The following is an 18,893-nucleotide window of genomic DNA, read 5'->3' on the forward strand; positions in this document are numbered from 1 at the left end:
ATCCTACGTCGCCGCCGGAGGTCGCCCGTCGTCGGGGCTGAGCGCGGTCCCCAGGGCCTCCAGCCGCGCGGCGGCGCGGTCGGGTTTGCCGCTCGGCAGCAGCGGAATCCGGGCCACCGCGCGCACCTCACGGGGGCGGGCGGGCTTGCCGACCTCGGCCGCGACGGCGGTCCGCACGGCCTCCAGCGCGCCCGCGTCACGAGCGGCCGGGGAGTCCGCGACGACGACCGACGCCTGCCCCCACCGCTCGTCGGGAACGGGCACGACGACGGCGCCCTCGAAGCCCGGGACGGTGCGGACGGCACGCTCGACACGGTCGAGGGAGACGTTGATGCCGCCCGAAACGATGACGTTGTCGGCCCGCCCCGTGACGGCGAGGCGTCCGCCGTCGAACGTCCCGAGGTCGCCCGTGCGGTACCAGCGGGTGCCCGTCTCGTCGCGCACGAAGACGGTGTCCGTCTGCGCCGGATCGCCCAGGTAGCCGTCGGCGAGGGTCGGACCCGACAGCTGCACCTCGCCGCCGTCGATGCGCACGCCGGTGCCGGTCAGGGGGATGCCGTCGTAGACGCAGCCTCCGGAGGTCTCACTCGACCCGTAGGTGCGGACGATCCGGGCGCCGACGGCGCGGGCGCGTTCGGCGAGCGCCGGCGCGAGCGCCTGGCCCCCGACGAGGATCGCCTCGAAGCTGACAAGGGCGCGCTCGGCGCCCTTGTCTCCCCCCTCGATCGCGTCGAGCACGGTCTGCAGCTGGGCCGGGACGAGCGAGGTGTACGTCGGCACGCGGACACCGCCCTCGCTTGATGCCATGGCGGATGCCGCGGCGGCGAAGGCATGCGCGGAGAACGCGCCGGTGAGGATCGCGGGCTCGCGCCCCGCGACGAGCGCCCGCACCAGCACCTGGACGCCCGCGATGTACCCCGGCGGCAGGGCGAGGAGCCACGCCCCCTCGCCGACCCGCTCGGCCGTCGCGAGCGCGGACGCCGTGAGCGCCGAGCGGCTGAGCGCGACGGATTTCGGATGCCCCGTCGACCCCGACGTCCGCACGACGACGGCCGTTCCCGCCGGGACCTCGGTCGGGAGGCTCCCCGAGGCGACGAGCTGGCCGTCCCGCGCCCGTCCGAGTGCGTGGCCGGGGCCTGCGCCGAGCGCGATCGCCGGCCCCGCCCCGAGCACCGCTCCGCGGAGCCCCCGCAGCACGGCGCGCGCGTCCGAGGCATCCACCCCTTCGAGCTTCACGTGCCGCCTGTCTCAGTAGTGGTACGGGTAGGGCGACCAGTCGGGGTCACGCTTCTCGAGGAAGGCGTCGCGGCCCTCGACCGCCTCGTCGGTGCCGTACGCGAGACGCGTCGCCTCGCCGGCGAACACCTGCTGACCGACCATGCCGTCGTCGATCGCGTTGAACGCGAACTTCAGCATGCGGATCGCGGTCGGGCTCTTGCCGAGGATCGTGCGCGCCATCGCGATCGCCTCGCGCTCGAGCTCGGGGTGCGGCACGACGCGATTGACGGAGCCCATCTCGTACGCGCGCTGCGCCGAATACTCCTCCGCGAGGAAGAACACTTCGCGGGCGACCTTCTGCCCCACCTGGCGGGCCATGTATGCCGACCCGTAGCCGGCGTCGAAGCTGCCGACATCGGCATCCGTCTGCTTGAATCTGCCGTGCTCGGCGCTCGCGAGCGACAGGTCGCACACGATGTGCAGCGAATGACCGCCGCCGGCCGCCCACCCGGGGATCACGGCGATGACGACCTTCGGCATGAACCGGATGAGCCGCTGCACCTCGAGGATGTGCAGACGCCCCGCGCGCGCACTGTCCGGCGCGGTCGCGTCGTCGGCGGCATACGTGTAGCCGTCGCGCCCGCGGATGCGCTGGTCGCCGCCGGAGCAGAACGCCCAGCCGCCGTCCTTCGGGCTCGGGCCGTTGCCGGTGAGGAGGACGACGCCGACCTTCGGGTCCTGCCGGGCGATGTCGAGGGCGCGGTACAGCTCGTCGACCGTGTGCGGTCGGAAGGCGTTGCGCACCTCGGGACGGTCGAACGCGATGCGCGCGATCCGCCCGTCACGGCTGAGGTGCGCCGTGATGTCCGTGTAGTCGGATGCCCCGGGCGCGAGCTCCCACTCGGCCGGGTCGAACAGTTCGGAGACGAAGCGGTCGGTCACCCGCCCAGCCTACGCGCGGGGCGCCTCCGTCGTTCGGGAGGAGATCGGCGTTCGGGAGGACTCCCCACGGGAATCCGCCCTCCCGAGTGCAGAAGTCCTCCCGGACGAGGACGCACGGAGTCGGTCCAGGCGTCGGCGACCCGATCCGACGTGGGAGAATGAACCACGGCGACTCCTCACCCGGCGGGGGCTGCCCGGAAGGCGCGCGGTGATGTCACGATGAAGATCAGGAACTCCTCCGACTGGCGTGACGGCCTCCCCTTCGAGATCCCCGTCGCGGCCGCCGAGGCCGTGCCGGGCGACGCTACGCGGTGCTCCGGCTGCGGCCCGGACAGCGAGCCCTGGCCGCGCGAAGCGCTGTGGGTCGTGAAGCACCGGCATCCGACGAACCCGGCCGGCTTCGTGCGGTACTACTGCGCCGACCACAAGCCGAAACCGAAGCTCGCTCCGCCCGTCTCCGCCCCCGAACGCGCACGCCGCGCCGCGTCGCCCAGCCCCCGCAAGGCCGCGGCGCCGACCATTCCGGAGCGCCCCGCCGTGATGTGCCCGGACTGCTTCGTGCAGGTGCCCGCGACCGGTGTGTGCGGCATGTGCGGGCAGCGGGTGGCGTGACGCGCGTGCCCGTCTTCTCCGCCGATCCCGCGCGCATCGACCGCGCTCGCGTCCACCACTGGCTGAGCGAGCAGTCCTACTGGGCGCGCGGGCGCACGCGGGAGGTGCAAGACGCCGCGATCGACGGCTCGCGCGCCTACGGCGTGTACGACGACGCGTCCGGCGAGCAGCTCGCTTTCGCCCGCGTCGTCACCGACACGGTGACCTTCGCGTGGCTGTGCGACGTCTTCGTCGACGAGGCCGCGCGCGGTCGCGGGATCGGGAAGCTCCTCGTCGAAGGCGTCGTCGCCGACCTCGAGCCGCTCGGGTTGCGGCGCATCACGCTCTCCACCGCCGATGCGCACGGGCTGTATGCGCAGTTCGGATTCGCGCCGCTTCCGACACCGGAGCGGTGGATGACGCGCGGCACCTGATCCGCACGCCGTCCGTGCTCCGACATCGGGGCTCCCTGCTCAGCGGCGTGCCTTGCGGAACCCGTCCACGATGTCCCACAGCGAGACGCAGACGATCGACACAGCGACGATCGCGCCCAGCACCCGAGTCAGGTCCGCATCCGCCCCCGAGGAGATCGCGAGATCGATGAGCGCGGGGTTCACCAGCATCCCCCCGCCCAGCAGCCAGAGGAGAACGGATGCCGAGACGACGGCGAGCGCCGCATTCATGGCCGCGAGAGGCATCGTCCACCGCCCGACGCGGAACGCGGACGTCGTCAGCGCGACCTCGACGAGGATGAGGACGACGAGGACGACCACCCACCCGGGCCACAGCGCGGGGTTGAGGAACGGGATCCATGCGCCGTCGACGAACGCGAAGCCGCGGAGGAGATCCCACACGAGTGCACCCGCGAGCAGGGCGAGGAAGACGAGCCCGCCGACGAGGTCGGACAGTCGCGCACCCGAGACGCGAACGTCCGGCAGGCTGTCCGGCGTCCACGGCGTCGTGTCGAGCAGCTGGTGTCCCGTCCGCTCGATCACGGCGAAGACGAGCGTCACCCAGAAGCAGACGTGCACGATGACGCTGATCACGACGGGGACGATCGCGCCGATGAGCTCGCCGACCCCCGCTCCCGAGATCAGTTCGGCGGTGCCGACGCCGACCGCCGCGCACGCCGGCACGATCCACAGGAGCAGCACGAGCAGCCGCTTCCACGCGAGGTAGGAGCGCGGGCCGATGAGGTGCAGGGGACGATCGGCGTAGCCCGCGGCCAGGCGGTCGGGGTCGCCGAGGTCGATGAGGACGCGGCGCTCCGCGGCATCCGCCGGCTCGCCGGATTCGATCCGTGCGTCGAGCTGATCGGCGATCGCGGCGCCGAGTTCCTGGGCGACGTCGGCGCGCTGTCGCTCGGGGAGCGTGCGGATGACCGCGTCGATGTAACGGTCGGTGAGGGTGGCGGTCATGATCAGTCCTTCGTGGGCAGGGCGTCGATCGCGTGCGCGAGCGCGTGGAAGTCGGCAGTGAGCACCGCGGCGAGGCGGTCGCCGGCGGCGGAGGTGCGGTAGAACTTGCGCGGACGGGCCTCGTCCGTGTTCCACGCGCTCGTGAGGTGCCCCTGCTTCTCGAGGCGCCGCAGCAGGGGATACAGCGTGTTCGCGTCGGTGTCGAAGCCGCGCTGCTGCAGCTGTTCCAGGAGCCCGTAGCCGTAACCGGGCTCGGCGAGCAGACGCAGACACGCGAGCACCACCGTGCCGCGCCGCAGCTCCTGCAGGTGGGTGTCGAGGGCCTCGGTTTCGCTCACGCATCACACGTTACTGTGTGATACACACTATCGTCAACCACACACCTGCATGAGGGAGGCCGAGCGCGGCAGGATGGATGCCATGACCGGCACCACCCAGCCCTCGCTCGACGACCTCCGAGGGAACGCGCACGTGGTCTCCCTCCCCCTCGTGACCCGCTTCCGCGGCGTCGATCACCGCGAGGCGCTCCTGGTCGAAGGGCCCGAGGGGTGGACGGAGTTCTCCCCGTTCCTCGAGTACGACGATGCGGAGGCCGCGACCTGGCTCGCGGCGGCCATCGACTTCGGCTGGCGTCCGCAGCCGGCCCCGGTGCGAAGCAGCGTGCGCGTCAACGCGACCGTGCCCGCCGTCGCGGCGGCGGACGTGCCGGGCGTGCTCGCACACTTCGACGGATGCCGCACGGCGAAGGTCAAGGTCGCCGAGCGCGGCCAGACGCTCTCCGACGACGTCGCCCGCGTCCGCGCGGTGCGCGCGGCGATGGGCCCGGAAGGACGTGTCCGCCTCGACGCGAACGGCGGGTGGAACGTCGACGAGGCCGAGCACGCCCTCCACGCCCTCGCGGAGTTCGACCTCGAGTATCTCGAGCAGCCGTGTGCGACCGTCGCGGAGCTCGCCGAGCTGCGCGAGCGGATCGCCGACTGGGACATCCCGATCGCAGCGGACGAGAGCGTGCGCAAGGCATCCGACCCGCTCGCGGTCGCCCGCGCGGGGGCCGCCGATCTCATCGTCGTGAAGGCGCAGCCGCTCGGCGGGGTCAGCCGGGCGATGGCGATCGTCGCGGATGCGGGGCTTCCGGCGGTCGTCTCGAGCGCGCTCGACACGTCGGTCGGACTGTCGATGGGCCTCGCCCTCGCGGCGGCCCTGCCGGATCTCCCCTACGACTGCGGCCTGGGCACGGCGTCGCTGCTCGCCGCCGACGTCACGCGCGCACCGCTCCGCCCGCACGGCGGCACGCTGCCGGTCGGACGGGTCGAGGTGGATGCCGCGCTGCTGCGCGCGCACGCCGCGTCGCCCGAACGACGGGAGTGGTGGCTCGCGCGGCTGGAGCGGTGCTTCGCCCTCATCGAGGACTGAGCTCGACGAGGAGGCCGACCATGCGCTCGAGGCGGGCGTTCATGAGCTCGGTGACCTCCTCGGCGGGGCGGCCCTCCAGCGTCGCGCGCGTGCACGTGTCGTCCGACACGTCGACGAGGAGTCGCGCGGCCTCGGCGATCGGCAGGCGCAGGCGCAGGTCGTAGGCATCCACGACGTAGTCGATGATCCCCTCGACGCGCGCCGCCATCGCGTCCTGCCAGGCGAGGTACGCGCTCGCGAGCGCGGGGTCGCGGAGCGCCTGCGTGCGGATCTCGCTGAACAGCTGCGGTTCCATGCGTTCGCCGAGCGACGCACCGACCACCTGACGAACGAGCCCACGCGAATCCGCGACCGCATCGACCGGCAGCTCGCGCACGCGCCCGGCGACCTCATCGAGCTTCGCCTCGGCGAGCTGCGTGATGAGCGCGAGGAACAGCTCGTTCTTCGAGTCGAAGTTGGAGTAGAACGCTCCCCGCGTGAAGCCGGCGCGCTCGCAGATCATCTCGACGGATGCGGCATCCATGCCGACCTCGGCGAACACCTCGTGCGCCGCGTCGAGAAGCCGCGCACGGGTCTGCTCGCGGCGTCGCGTGCCCGAGCGGGGCAGGACATCGGCCACGGCGCCTCCTTCGGATCGATTCTCACATCTACTCCCCAGAATCACGGGGAGCAACCCTTCTAGGATACAACCATGTATCCGATACAGTTTTGTATCGTCCCCCGCTGAACCGTCGTCCTCCGGAGCGCCCGTGTCCACACTCCTGTCCTCCCTCGGTCGCTGGTCGTACCGTCACCCGTGGCGCGTCCTCGTCGCGTGGCTGCTGCTGCTCGGCATCGTCGGCGGATCGGTCGGCCTCGGCATGGCCACCGGCGCGATCAAAGGCTTCGACAACTCCTTCTCGATCCCCGGCACGGAAGGCCAGGAGGGCATCGAGCTGCTGAACCGCACGTTCCCGCAGGCGAGCGGTACGAGCGCGCAGTTCATCGTGGTCGCCGCTCCCGGCGACCACGTCGAGGACTCCCCCTACCGCGACGAGATCGCGGCGACCGTGAAGGACCTCGGCACGCTCGACGGCGTCCTCGCCGTGACCGATCCGTTCGGGGACATGGTCTCGGGCACGGTGTCGGACGACGGCGAGGCGGCGCTCATCCGTCTGCAGTTCGAAGGCACCGTGACGGATGTGCCGGCTGCCACGAAGACCGCGCTCGAGGATGCCTCGGCATCCCTCGGCGCGGCGCTGCCGGCCGGGTCGCAGGTCGTCGTCGGCGGGGACCTCTTCTCGACGTCCCTTCCGGCGCTCTCCCTCGTGGAGATCGTCGGCGTGCTCGTGGCCCTGTTCGTCCTGATCGTGACGTTCCGCTCGCTCGCCGTCGCGTGGTTCCCGCTCGTGAGCGCGCTGATCGGCGTGGCGCTGGCGATCGCGCTGATCTTCGCGTCCACCGCCTTCGCGACGGTGTCCTCGACGACGCCGATGCTCGCGATCATGCTCGGCCTCGCGGTCGGCATCGACTACGCCCTCTTCATCGTCGCGCGACATCAGGACCAGGTGCGCGCGGGCGTTCCCCCCGAGGAATCCGCCTCGCGCGCGACCGGCACGGCCGGGTCGGCCGTCGTGTTCGCGGGTGTGACGGTGCTCATCGCGCTCATCGGGCTCGGCTTCGCCGGCATCCCGTTCCTCACGACGATGGGCATCGCCGCGGCCGGCGCCGTCGCGGTGGCCGTGCTCGTGGCGGTGACGCTGACGCCGGCGCTCCTCGGCTTCGCGAAGGGCCGCGTCGCGGGCTGGCCCCGCAGGCGCGCCGCGTCGACGTCGACGTCGACGGCGGCGTCCGAGCCCGCGCCGACTGCGCCGCCGAAACAGCCCAAGAAGGTCACGCAGCCCAAGAAGGTCAACCGGTGGGTCATGCTCGTCACGCGGCATCCGATCGTCACGACGATCGCCGTCGTCGTGACCCTCGGCGTCGTCGCGATCCCCGCGGCGAGCCTGCAGCTGGCCCTCCCCAACGCCGGCATGCAGCCGAGCTCGAGCGAGGCGCGGCAGACCTACGACCTCACCGCCGAGCACTTCGGCCCGGGCGCGAACGGCCCGCTCATCCTCACCGGGACGATCGTCACCTCGACCGACCCGCTCGGGCTCATGGCCGACCTCAAGACCGCAGTGGAGAAGATCGCCGGTGTCAAGGAGGTCGCCCTCGCGACGCCGAACGAGACCGCCGACACGGGCCTCATCCAGGTCGTGCCCACGACCGCACCCGACGACCCGGCGACGGCCGACCTCGTCCGCGAGCTCCGCGCCCACCACGACGAATGGCTCGAGACCTACGGCGTCGACCTCAAGGTGACCGGCTTCACGGCGATCGCGATCGACATCTCCGACCGCCTCGGCGCGGCTCTGCTCCCCTTCGGCCTGTTCGTCGTCGGACTGTCGTTCATCCTGCTGATGATCGTGTTCCGCTCGATCTGGGTGCCGCTCAAGGCGACCGTGGGCTACCTGCTGTCGATCCTCGCGTCCTTCGGCGTCGTCGCGGCCGTCTTCGAATGGGGATGGCTCGCCGATGCGCTGCACGTCACCCGGACGGGGCCGGTCATCTCGTTCATGCCGATCATCCTCATGGGCGTCCTCTTCGGGCTCGCGATGGACTACGAGGTCTTCCTCGTCTCGCGTATGCGCGAGGACTACGTGCACACCCGCCGAGCGCGGTCCGGCCGCGCCGACCGCCACACCGCGGTCGGGGCCGTACGCAGCGGGTTCACCGCCTCCGCGCGGGTGGTGAGTGCGGCCGCCGTGATCATGTTCGCCGTCTTCGCCGCGTTCGTGCCCGAGGGCGACACCTCGATCAAACCGATCGCCCTCGGGCTCGCCGTCGGCATCGCCGTGGACGCGTTCCTCGTGCGCATGACGCTCGGCCCCGCGATCATGGCGCTCCTCGGCGAGAAGGCGTGGTGGATGCCGCGCTGGCTCGACCGCGCGCTGCCACACTTCGACATCGAGGGTGAGGCCGTCGAGCGCGAGCTCGCCCTCGCCGACTGGCCCGAGCCCGGCTCGCGCGCTCCGCTCGCGGGCGAGGACGTCGCGGTGCGCGTCGAGGGCGGCCGTGGCGTGGGAGAGGTCGAGCTCTTCTCCGGAGCCACCTTCCGCCTGAACCACGGCGGCACGCTGCTCGTCACCGCCCCCGATCCCCGCGCCGCCCGCGCGTTCGTCCTCATGACGGCGGGGCGGATCGATCCGAGCGAAGGTCGCCTGCGCGTTGCGGGGCACCTGCTCCCCGGCCGCGGGGCCTGGGTGCGCGCGCACGTCGGCGTGGCTCTCCTCGCCGGCGCCGCCGATCCGCTGCGAGAGCTCCGCCGCGCCCTGCGCGGCGGCACCACGCTCGTCGCGATCGACGGGCTCGACACCCTCGCGGGCGCCGAACGCGATCAGGCGGCGGCGCTGCTGCGCGACGCCGCGACCGCCGTGAAGGAGCGGCGCGGCGATGCCGGATCGCCCCTCACGATCGTCGCCTCGGCCCGCCACGACGGGCCTGCGCTCGGACTCCTCGCCGACGCACACCGCCCGAGCGTGACCTCCCTCGACCTCGCTTCCCTGACTCCTTCGACCCAGGTGATCTCCTCATGACTCTCCCCCTCGAGCGCGCACGCTCGCGCCGCCCCGTGACCTGGCTGACCCTGATCGGCGTCCTCCTCCTGCCCGTCGTCATCGGCGGCATCCTCGTCGCCGCGCTCTACAACCCCGTCGAGCGCCTCGACGGCATGCGCGCCGCGATCGTGAACGACGACGAGCCCGTCACCGTCAACGGGCAGTACGTGCCCCTCGGGCGTCAGCTGACGGCGGGGCTCGTGAAGGGGTCGGACGACCTGCCGTCGAACCTCGACTGGACGATCTCCAACACCGAGGATGCCGCGACGGGCCTCGCCGACGGGACGTACGACGCGGTCATCACGATCCCGGCGAACTTCTCCGCCGCGGCGACCTCGACGGCGCCCGGCGGAACGCCGGAGAAGGCGACGATCACGGCGCAGACCTCGCCCGACGGCCGCATCGTCGACGAGGCGATCACGACGCAGGTGGCCCAGGCCGCGGCATCCGTCCTCGGCCAGCAGCTGTCGACCGTGTACCTCGAGAACGTATTCCTCGGGTTCACGACGCTCGGCGATCAGCTCGGCACCGCCGCCGACGGCGCGCACCAGCTCGCCGACGGCGCAGCACAGTCGCAGGCGGGCGCGGTCTCGCTCGCCGACGGCGTCCGCCAGCTGGCATCCGGGACGGGCACGCTCGCGAGCGGGCTCGGCCAGCTCTCCTCGGGCGCGACGCAGTACGCGACGGGCGTGCAGGCCTATGCCGCCGGTGCGCACCGCTCGGCGAACGGGCTGGCGCAGCTCTCCGGCGGCCTCGACCAGCTCGTGCAGCCGAGCGCCGACGTCGCAGCGGGCATGCAGCAGCTCGCTGCTCAGGCGCAGGGCATCAGTGTGCCGCAGCAGGTGATCGACGCCGCGCAGGGCGTCGCCGACAACAGCGCCGCCGTGCAGGAGAGCGCCGCCGCGACGGTCGCGCAGCTGCAGCAGCTCGCCGCCGACTGCACGACGAACGGCTACCCGGCCGACTTCTGCGCGGGGCTGACGCAGGCCGCGCAGCAGGCCGAGGCGAGCCTGCCGACGGTGAACGACCTGATCGGGAACGCGCAGCAGATCGCCGACGGCCTCGGCCAGATCAACCAGCTGCCCGCCGCGACCGCACAGCTCGCCGCCGGGACGGCCGGGATCTCGCAGGGCATCGCCGGGCTCGCGGGGGGCCTCTCCCAGGCCGCCGCGGGCGCCGGCGACCTCGCGACCGGCGCCGACGGTCTCGCCACCGGGGCGCAGACCATCGCGTCGGGCGTCGGGCAGTCCGCCTCCGGCGCCACTCAGCTCGCGACCGGCGCGACCACGGCGGCCGACGGCGGCGACGCACTCGCCGCAGGACTCGGGAAGCTGTCGACCGGGACAGGCTCGCTCGCGGACGGGCTCAGCACCGCGGCATCCAGCCTGCCGTCGTACACCGACCAGCAGGCGACCGACCTCGCGTCGGTCGTGACCGAACCGGTCACGGCGCAGGGCACCTCGACGACGCTGTTCGGCGCGTCGGCGATCCCGCTCCTCGCGATGCTCGCGCTCTGGTTCGGCGGGCTCGCGTCGTTCATCGCCCTCCAGGCCGTGCCGCGCCACGCGCTGAGCTCGCGCCGCCCGTCGGTGCTGCTGGCCCTCCGCAGCCTCGCACCGGCCGCCGCGATCGGGGCCGGTCAGGGCCTGCTCGTCGCCGCGATCGTGCAGCTCGCCGCCGGGTACGACGCCGGCACGTGGTGGACCTTCGCGGGGCTCGCGGTCGTCGCGGGCGTCGCCTTCGCGGCCGTCAACCAGGCGCTCGTCGCGGTGTTCGGCGGCGCCGGCCGCTGGATCGCGGCGCTCGTGGGGGTGCTCGCCGTGGCGACCGGGATCGTCTCGACGGTTCCCGGCATCCTGACGCAGATCGCGGCCCTCATGCCGACGACCCCCGCCTATGGCGCGTTCCTCGCGGCGCTCACCTCGGCTGGCGGGCTCGGCGCCGGTCTCGTCGGGATGATCATCTGGGCCGCGCTCGCGTTCGTCGTGACGATCATCGCCGTCGCTCGGCGCCGCACCGCGAAGGCGTCGGCGCTGCTGGAGCCCGCGCCCGCCCTCGCGTAGGCCCGCGCGGCGCGCCCGCCGCGCCCGGCCTTTCGCCGAGTGTCCAAAGCACGCGGACATGCCCCGCGCATCCTCCGCGTGTCTTGGACACTCGGCGCCGGGTGCGCAAGGGGCAGAGACATCGTTCGGCGGGCGGCGGGATTTCTCCACAGGCGGCGAATCGGCGGATCCATCCACAGATCGGGTCCTGACGGCGCCGGCGGGATGCCGAGCGGGGTCGAATGGCTGCGTGTACCGCATCCCGCTCCCCGAGGAGTTCGCCGCGACGGCGTTCGCGGTGTCCGAGGCACGCGCTGACGGCATCCCGGCCAATCGGCTCCGATCGCGACGGCTCGCTCGACCGTTTCACGGCATCCGCTCACCGAACCCGCCGGAGGAGGGCGTCCTCGCGCGGTGCGCCCAGCTCGCTCCGCGCCTCCGCGGCCACCAGATCTTCAGTCACCTCTCCGCCGCGGCGATCTGGGAGCTCCCCCTCCCGGCGTGGTGCGCGTACCGCCCGCTCGAGGTCTGCGCTCTCTGGGGCGCTCGCGAGCCGCGCACCGAGGGAGTGATCGGTCATCGCCATACGTTCGATGCGACCGAGGTCACGCTGGTTCACGGGATGCCGGTGCCTCCACCCGCTCTCGTCTGGGCGCAATGCGCGGAGCACCTCGCCCTCGAGGACCTCATCGCCATGGCAGATGCCATCCTCAGCCGGGGAATGGCCGCGCCGGATGAACTCGCGGCATCCATCCGCCGCGGCCACCGCGGTGCCGTGACGGCACGGGCAGCGCTGGCGGAGGCCCGCGCCGGCTCCGAATCGCCGCGCGAAACCTTCACGCGGCTTGCGCTCGTTCGTGCGGGGCTTCCCGAGCCGGAGCTCAACATCGACCTCCGCCGCTCCGACGGCCGGTTCGTCGCACGTCTCGATCTCGCCTACCGACGGTGGAAGGTGTGCGTCGAGTACGACGGACGCCAGCACAGCACGGGCCTGCAGTTCGCGCGCGACGCCGACCGCTGGTCGGATATCGCCGCCGAGGGCTGGCTCATCGTGCGCGTCCTCGCGCACCACTTCGACGATCCCAATCACGGAATCGTCGCGCGCACCCGCGCGGCACTCGCCTCTCGCGGCTACCCCGATTGACCCCGGGACGCCGAGTGTCCAAGAAACGCGGTACCGCCCCCGTCGGCATCCGCGTGTTGTGGACACTCAGCGGGGAGGCGGGGGGCGCCGCGCGCCGACCGGGGTGCCGAGTGTCCAAGACACGCGGAGGGCGCGCGGGGCATGTCCGCGTGTCTTGGACACTCGACGGAGGGGTGGAGGCGGGGGCGGGGCCGTGCGCCTCAGCTCAGGCCGCTGTAGACGTGCAGGCCCTTGAAGAACATGTTCACGATCGTGAAGTTGAACATGACGGCCGAGAAGCCCACGATCGACAGCCACGCCGACCGTGTGCCGCGCCAGCCGCGCGTCGCACGCGCGTGGATGTAGCCGGCGTAGAGGACCCAGATGACGAAGGTCCAGACTTCCTTCGTGTCGAAGCCCCAGTAGCGGCCCCACGCGTCGTTCGCCCAGATCGAGCCCGCGATGAGCGTGAACGTCCAGAAGATGAAGCCGATGATCGCGAACCGGTAGGCGAGCGACTCCAGGGCGTCCGCGGAGGGCAGCGTCCGCAGGAAGCGCGGCCCGGTCTTCGCGGGGGCCGCGGGAGCCGCGGCGGTGGATGCCTCGGCATCCGTCGCCTCCGATGAGCCCGCCTCCTCCGCGGCGACGGCGAGGCGTTCACGCCGGGCCTGCAGCAACTGCACGACCGAGAGGGCGAAGGCCAGCGCGAACAGCGCCGTCGCGAGAGACGCGACGAACACGTGGATGACGAGCCACACGCTCTTGAGCGGATCCGACAACGGCACGACCGTCGTGTAGAACCAGATCGCCGTGCCGCCGAGGAGCACCGTCACGAGGCCCGTGATGAAGGTTCCGAGGAACCGGAGGTCGTAGCGGAACAGCACGAGGAGATAGACCGCGACGATCAGCATCGTGCCGGTGAGGGCGAACTCATACATGTTCGACCACGGCACGCGCCCGGCGGCGATGCCGCGCGTGATGTCGGCGCCGACGTGGAAGAGGAAGCCGAGAACCGTCAGCGACGTGCCGATGCGGGCCCAGACGTAGCGCGGACGTGCCGCGGGGCGCGCCTCGACGGCCTCCAGCGCCGCGGCCTCCTCCGCCCGGAGCTGCGCGACCGACGACGGCGCGACGCCGGCGGCACCGGATGCCGAGCCGCCGGATGCCGAGGCGCCCGCGCCGACGAGGGCGCCCGCCGTCACGGCCTGAGCCCTGGCATCCTGCGTCTTCACGTCCTGGGCCTTCACGGCGAGGTCGGAGCGACGCGCGAGGTCGACCGCGTACGCGACGAATGCGAGGGCGTAGATCGCGATGGCCGTCCAGACCAGCAGGACCGAGACGGAGTCGAGCGAGAAGTCGGCGTCGGGCATGGCGTCCAGTCTACGCGGGGCGTGTCAGCGGCCGGTGGTTCCCGGCCTGTCGAGGGATGCCTCGTGCGTGCGCTTCAGCTCGGCGACGGCGACCGCGATCGCCGGGTCCTCGCCGCGGGCGAGTCCTGCGTACTCGAGCTGCACGGACGAGCCCGACGCGGTCGCCTTGACCCACATCCGGCGGCGGGGGACGAAGAGCGCCGTGACGAGCCCGGCGAGGGCGAGGATCGCGAAGCCGAGGACCCAGGGCGCACCCACGTCGCGGTGGATCGAGAGCGAGACGTAGCGCTTGACGACCTCCGCTCCCCCGTTCGCGGTGTTGTCCTCGAACGTGATCGTGCCCATCCCGTCCGGCAGCGGGACGGTCTGACCGGGCTCGAGCTGCAGGGCATCGGTGCCGCTCGTGCCGCCGGCGAGCTGCGTCATCTCGGACGGGTCGAGCGCGTAGACGTTCCGGGCGGTGCCGTCGTTGATGCCGAGGTCGCCCGCGTAGACCCACAGCGTCAGCACGGGGTTCGCGAGGGCCGGGTAGGCGGAGGTCAGCGCGCCCGTGTGGAGCGTCGCCGCCGTCGGGTAGAAGAAGCCGATCAGGCCGAGCTGCGTCGGAGCGCCGTCCTCGCTGAGGCCGTCGGCGATCTTGATGACGCCCTGCGAGGTCATGTTGGCGTCCTGGGGAAGGAATTCGACGTCCTCGCGGAAGACGACGTCGCCCGCGGGGTCTCGCACCGTGATGGTCGGCGCGTAGCCGTTGCCCATGAGATAGATGCGGTCACCGGCCATGTCGAGCGGATGGTTGACGCGGACGGTCTTCTGCTCGGGATCGTGACCGGGTTCGCGCGTCGTGAGGTTCGCGGCGAAGTCGCCCGCCATGCCCTGCCCCGCCTGACCGACCGGCACGTACGACACCTCGAAGCTGTCGAGGCCGAGGGAGTACGGCGGGAGGTGCTCCGTGTCGACGAAGCGGCCGGGGTTGAACGACGTGTACCCGAGACCGAGGGAGTTGACGAAGCTGTCGCCCTCGGCGATCACGGTCTGGCCCGTGTAGGTGAGCCCGCCGCCGACGCCGACCGAGATGAGCACGCCCACGAGCGCGGCATGGAAGACGAGGTTGCCGGTCTCGCGGGCGTACCCGCGTTCGGCAGAGACGGAGGCGATGGCCGGGCGCTTCCCCGTCGCGGGCGTGTCGTAGCGCTCGACGCGATAGCCGGACTTCCGCAGCTGCGCCTGCGCCAGGTCGATGACGCGGGATGCCTCGGCCTCGGCATCCCGTCCTTCAGGGACGGCGCGCTCGGCCGTCGCATAGTCGTCGAGACGCGACAGGCGCATGGGCGTCCGCGGCGGACGGGCGCGCATGGCCTTGAAGTGGTGCTTGGTGCGCGGGATGACGCAGCCGATGAGCGAGATGAACAGCAGGATGTAGATCGCCGAGAACCACACCGAGGAGTACACGTCGAACAGCTGCAGCGCGTTGTAGACGGGATACAGCCCGGGGTTCTTCGACTCGAAGTCGATAACGCCGTTCGGGTCGGCGGAGCGTTGCGGCACGATCGAGCCGGGGATCGCGGCGATCGCGAGGAGGAGGAGCAGGACGAGCGCCGTCCGCATGCTCGTCAGCTGGCGCCAGCCCCACCGCAGCCAGCCCACGAACCCCAGCTGCGGCTGGGTGATGCCGCGGCCGTCGCCGCCGTCGCCGTCCGCGTGATCGGACGGGCGCAGCGGATCGGACGCGTCGGCCGCGATCACGGGAGCGTCAGAGCGGGAGCGTGACACCGCCGATCACCCCCTGCAGCTGGGACATGATCGCCGTCCACGCTCCCGAGATCATGAGCACGCCGAGCGCCACGAGCAGAACGCCTCCGATGATGTTGACCGCGCGGATATGCCGGCGCAGGAACGCGACCGAGCGCGTCGCCCAGCCGAAGCCGACGGCGAGGAGGAGGAACGGGATGCCGAGGCCCAGCGAGTACGCGACGGCCAGGAGGACGGCCCGCCACGGGTCGGCCTGCGTCAGCGAGATCGAGAGGATCGACGCGTAGGTCGGACCGATGCACGGCGCCCAGCCGATGCCCATCGCGACGCCGAGGAGCGGCGCGCCGACGAGACCGAGGCCGCTGCGCACCTGCGGCTTGACGGTGCGCTGCGCGAACCCGAAGACGCCCAGGAAGACCAGACCCATCACGATGACGACGATGCCCAGCACACGCGTGAGGACGTCCTGGTACTGGATGAAGAATCGCCCGAGGCTGCCCGCGAGCACGCCCATCGCCACGAAGACGACCGTGAAGCCCGCGATGAACAGGGCGACACCGGCGAGCAGGCGCCCCCGGCCGGGCGCGCGCTTCACGAACTCCGCACTCTGTCGCGAACTCCGCAGGCTTTCCGCGGCATCCTGCGGAGCACGTGCATTTCTGCGGACTTCCTCGCCGGATGCCGGGGCGCTCGCTCCCCCGAGGAACCCGAGGTAGCCCGGCACGAGCGGCAGGACGCACGGCGACACGAACGAGATGAGGCCCGCGAGCATCGCGATCGGGATCGCGAGCCACAGCGCCCCGTCGAAGACGACCGATCCCGCGTTCACCGCTGCGGCCTCCGCCGTCTCACGAGGACTCGCCCAGCACGTCGTTCACGATCGTCTGCAGGATCGAGGCGCTCTCGACCTGACCGACGAAGCGCGCGGCGACGCGCCCCTGCCGGTCGAGCACGAGCGTGATGGGCACGGCCTGCAGCGGCGTCCAGTCGACGAAGGCGAGCTTGAGGTCGGCGTCGTCCTTCGCGAGGAGGGACGGGTAGGAGATGCCGTAGGTCTTCTCGAACGAGGTCGCCTGCTCGGGGCCGTCGTAGATGTTGACGCCGAGGAATTCTGCGCCCTTTACGTTGGTGGCCTGGAAACTCTCCTCCAGGAGAGGGGCCTCGGCCCGGCACGGACCGCACTGCGCGTACCAGAAGTTCAGCACGAGCACGTCGCCCTCGTAGTCGGCGCTCGTGACGGTCGAGCCGTCGATCGCCGTGCCGGTGAAGTCCACCGCGCCGTCTCGCTGGTCGGCGGGGATCTCCTGCACACGGCCGTCACCGGAGATGAACCCGGTGTCGCCGCCCTGCTTGTACTGCTCGGCGAGCTCGTCGTTCGGGCTCGTGCACGCCGCGAGCGTCAGCGCGAGCGTGACGGCCGCGAGGGATGCCACGATCCGCCTGATCGGGAGTCCGGCCATCGGGAACACGGGCATCAGACGGCCCCCACATCCACGGCTCCCGCCGTCGTCGCCGGCTCCGCATACGCGACCTCGCGCCATTCATCGCCGCGACGCTCGAAGCTCGTCACGCTGGACAGCGCGCAGCGGCGCTTGCGCGGGTCGTGCTTGAGCGGCTTGCCGGCGATGGCGAGGTGAGTGATCCAGATGGGGAGCTGGTGGGAGACGATGACGACGTCACCGGACGGTGCGGCGTTCCAGGCATCCGTCATCGCGGCGTCCATCCGCTCGACGACCTCGAGGTACGGCTCGCCCCAGCTCGGGATCGCGGGGTCCGTCAGGTGCTTCCAGTTCGCCGGGTTGAGGACGGCACGGCGCATCCGCTTGCCCTCGAAGACGTTCGTCGGCTCGATTACGCGGTCGTCGATCACGGGTTCGAGCCCGAAGGCCTCGGCGAACGGCGCGGCGGATTCGCGCGTGCGCTGCAGCGGCGAGGCGTAGAGCGCCGTCACGGGGCGCCCGAGGCCCTCGACGTGCGCGGCGGCGGCGGCGGCCATCGCGCGGCCGTCGGCGCTCAGTGCGAAGTTCGGCAGACGCCCGTACAGCACGCGATCGGGGTTGTGGACCTCGCCATGGCGCACGAGGTGGAGGCGATCGGCGGGCACGCCCCAAGTCTACGGGGGCGCAGGTTGTGGGCGGGCTGGGAGCCGTCAGGCGGGGTCGCTGTCCACCGCGCGTCCGCGCCCGCGCAGCTGGCGCACGCGGGCGACCGTGAACCACACGAGCGCCGCGCCTGCGGCCGCGATGACGACGTACTGCAGGATGCCGGCGTACTCCTCGACGATGTGCCATTGCGCGCCCAGGAAGTAGCCGGACAGGACGAACACGGCGTTCCAGACCAGCGACCCGCCGAACGTGAGCAGGCCGAACCGCCACATCGGCATGCGGACGACACCGGCCGGGATCGAGATGAGACTGCGGAAGATCGGCAGCATCCGTCCGAAGAAGACGGCCTTGCCGCCGTGTCGCGAGAACCACAGGACGGTGCGATCGACGTCCTCGACCTTGAGCAGCGGCATCCGGTCGACGAGGCGACGAAGGCGCTCGATGCCGAGCACGGCGCCGAGACCGTACAGCGCGAACGCGCCGACGACCGAGCCGGCGGTCGTCCAGAACAGCGCCTCGAAGAGCGTGAACGACCCGCGCGCGGCGGCGAGGCCCGCCATCGGCAGGATCATCTCGCTCGGCAGCGGCGGGAAGAGGTTCTCGAGCGCGATCGCGATGCCCGCACCGGGGGCGCCGATGAGGTCCATGAGCGAGACGACTCCGTCGACGAGCGCCGTGAGCCAGGATCCGTCGAGTGCCGTCATACCCGCGACGCTATGCGGCCCAGGTTACGAGAACCTGAGCGGACGCCGTCAGGAGCGGAGGCTCACGGCGAGCCGGCGCACGCCGTACTCGAAGGCGCCGTCGACGTCACCGCCGAGGCGGAACGCGCCGGCGAGCTCCATCTGGAGGAACCCCGTGACCCAAGCGACCGCGAACCGTGCGGCATCCAGAGCGTCGGCCTCGCCGACGATGCGCGTGCAGGCGCGCAGCAGCGGATCCGCGGACCGCCGCAGCACCTCGACGGGCATCGGGACGGCGGACATCAGCCGAAACGCCTCGGGGTGCTCGTGCGCGAACGCGCGGTAGACGCGGGCGAGCGCGGCGAGATCATCGCCCGTCGACTCCAGGCGGGCGGACAGATCGTCGAGCGTCGCCCCGGCGACCGCGCGCAGGAGCGCGTCGCGATCCGCGACCTTCTTGTAGAGCGACGGCGCCCGCACGCCGACGCGCTCGGCGACGGCCTGCATCGTGAGCCCGGCGGGTCCGGAGACCTCGACGATCTCGCGGCCGGCGTCGATGATCTGGGCCAGAGAGGCACGAGGGGGCGTCGGCACGGGATCC

17 protein-coding genes and 1 pseudogene are annotated in these 18,893 nt (G+C 71.9%); 6 read left to right on the plus strand and 12 right to left on the minus strand.

Annotated features, from left to right (window positions below; all coding sequences use genetic code 11):
• Positions 1-3 precede the first annotated feature (3 nt).
• On the minus strand, positions 4-1,236 hold the full coding sequence (locus J0I43_RS11835) for an AMP-binding protein (RefSeq protein ID WP_292863884.1): 1,233 nt from the start codon (positions 1,234-1,236) through the stop codon (positions 4-6).
• Between the two features lie 12 nt (positions 1,237-1,248).
• A complete protein-coding gene (locus J0I43_RS11840; RefSeq protein ID WP_292863887.1) occupies positions 1,249-2,160 on the minus strand; it encodes a 1,4-dihydroxy-2-naphthoyl-CoA synthase in 912 nt (303 codons plus the stop codon).
• Between the two features lie 219 nt (positions 2,161-2,379).
• Here J0I43_RS11840 and J0I43_RS11845 point away from each other — a divergent pair, with 219 nt between their 5' ends.
• Both J0I43_RS11845 and J0I43_RS11850 read left to right on the plus strand, forming a co-directional pair.
• Complete coding sequence (locus J0I43_RS11845) at positions 2,380-2,772, plus strand: glucose-6-phosphate dehydrogenase (RefSeq protein WP_292863890.1); 393 nt, start codon at positions 2,380-2,382, stop codon at positions 2,770-2,772.
• Positions 2,769-3,185 carry a GNAT family N-acetyltransferase gene (locus J0I43_RS11850; RefSeq protein WP_292863893.1) on the plus strand — a complete coding sequence of 139 codons (417 nt, stop codon included), beginning with the start codon at positions 2,769-2,771 and terminating at the stop codon, positions 3,183-3,185. The genes J0I43_RS11845 and J0I43_RS11850 overlap by 4 nt, the downstream gene beginning before the upstream one ends.
• A 39-nt stretch (positions 3,186-3,224) precedes the next feature.
• Here the strand turns inward: J0I43_RS11850 and J0I43_RS11855 are convergent, their stop codons facing one another.
• Positions 3,225-4,169, minus strand: coding sequence for a permease prefix domain 1-containing protein (locus tag J0I43_RS11855; protein WP_292863896.1), 945 nt, complete (start codon positions 4,167-4,169; stop codon positions 3,225-3,227).
• A 2-nt stretch (positions 4,170-4,171) separates the two neighbouring features.
• Positions 4,172-4,507 (minus strand): PadR family transcriptional regulator, encoded by a 336-nt coding sequence (locus J0I43_RS11860; RefSeq protein WP_292863899.1) that lies wholly within the window; start codon positions 4,505-4,507, stop codon positions 4,172-4,174.
• A gap of 82 nt (positions 4,508-4,589) precedes the next feature.
• On the opposite strand from J0I43_RS11860, the gene J0I43_RS11865 reads away from it, so the two are divergent.
• Positions 4,590-5,582 carry an o-succinylbenzoate synthase gene (locus J0I43_RS11865; protein WP_292863902.1) on the plus strand — a complete coding sequence of 331 codons (993 nt, stop codon included), beginning with the start codon at positions 4,590-4,592 and terminating at the stop codon, positions 5,580-5,582.
• On the opposite strand, the gene J0I43_RS11870 is transcribed toward J0I43_RS11865, so the two are convergent.
• On the minus strand, positions 5,569-6,201 hold the full coding sequence (locus J0I43_RS11870; protein WP_292863905.1) for a TetR/AcrR family transcriptional regulator: 633 nt from the start codon (positions 6,199-6,201) through the stop codon (positions 5,569-5,571). The two genes, J0I43_RS11865 and J0I43_RS11870, sit on opposite strands and share 14 nt — an antisense overlap.
• Positions 6,202-6,331: 130 nt before the next feature.
• On the opposite strand from J0I43_RS11870, the pseudogene J0I43_RS11875 reads away from it, so the two are divergent.
• The 3 genes and pseudogenes from J0I43_RS11875 to J0I43_RS11885 all read left to right on the plus strand — a co-directional run.
• A pseudogene (locus J0I43_RS11875) lies at positions 6,332-9,196 on the plus strand (MMPL family transporter); the annotation flags it as partial.
• On the plus strand, positions 9,196-11,283 hold the full coding sequence (locus J0I43_RS11880; RefSeq protein WP_292863908.1) for a YhgE/Pip domain-containing protein: 2,088 nt from the start codon (positions 9,196-9,198) through the stop codon (positions 11,281-11,283). The pseudogene J0I43_RS11875 and the gene J0I43_RS11880, both read left to right, overlap by 1 nt.
• A gap of 229 nt (positions 11,284-11,512) precedes the next feature.
• Positions 11,513-12,406: a hypothetical protein gene (locus tag J0I43_RS11885; protein WP_292863911.1), complete on the plus strand. Its 894-nt coding sequence runs from the start codon at positions 11,513-11,515 to the stop codon at positions 12,404-12,406.
• Positions 12,407-12,606: 200 nt separating this feature from the next.
• Here the strand turns inward: J0I43_RS11885 and ccsB are convergent, their stop codons facing one another.
• From ccsB to J0I43_RS11920, 7 genes are read right to left on the minus strand one after another with little or no spacing between them, the layout of a single operon-like run.
• Positions 12,607-13,755, minus strand: coding sequence for a c-type cytochrome biogenesis protein CcsB (ccsB, locus tag J0I43_RS11890; RefSeq protein ID WP_292863914.1), 1,149 nt, complete (start codon positions 13,753-13,755; stop codon positions 12,607-12,609).
• A gap of 24 nt (positions 13,756-13,779) precedes the next feature.
• Complete coding sequence (locus J0I43_RS11895) at positions 13,780-15,525, minus strand: cytochrome c biogenesis protein ResB (RefSeq protein ID WP_367267553.1); 1,746 nt, start codon at positions 15,523-15,525, stop codon at positions 13,780-13,782.
• Entirely contained in the window at positions 15,506-16,333 is an 828-nt protein-coding gene (locus J0I43_RS11900) for a cytochrome c biogenesis CcdA family protein (protein ID WP_292863917.1), read from the minus strand. Before J0I43_RS11900 ends, J0I43_RS11895 begins: the two co-directional genes overlap by 20 nt.
• Before the next feature lie 19 nt (positions 16,334-16,352).
• Positions 16,353-16,979, minus strand: a complete 627-nt coding sequence (locus tag J0I43_RS11905) for a TlpA disulfide reductase family protein (RefSeq protein ID WP_292863920.1) — start codon at positions 16,977-16,979, stop codon at positions 16,353-16,355.
• Positions 16,979-17,608, minus strand: coding sequence for a histidine phosphatase family protein (locus tag J0I43_RS11910; protein ID WP_292863922.1), 630 nt, complete (start codon positions 17,606-17,608; stop codon positions 16,979-16,981). Before J0I43_RS11910 ends, J0I43_RS11905 begins: the two co-directional genes overlap by 1 nt.
• A gap of 45 nt (positions 17,609-17,653) precedes the next feature.
• The gene (locus J0I43_RS11915) at positions 17,654-18,313 is read right to left on the minus strand and encodes a DedA family protein (protein ID WP_292863925.1); all 660 of its coding nucleotides are present in this window, start codon (positions 18,311-18,313) and stop codon (positions 17,654-17,656) included.
• 48 nt (positions 18,314-18,361) lie between these two features.
• On the minus strand, positions 18,362-18,886 hold the full coding sequence (locus J0I43_RS11920; protein ID WP_292863928.1) for a TetR/AcrR family transcriptional regulator: 525 nt from the start codon (positions 18,884-18,886) through the stop codon (positions 18,362-18,364).
• Positions 18,887-18,893 lie beyond the last annotated feature (7 nt).

This window comes from Microbacterium sp. (assembly GCF_017305435.1).
Taxonomy (GTDB): Bacteria; Actinomycetota; Actinomycetes; order Actinomycetales; family Microbacteriaceae; genus Microbacterium.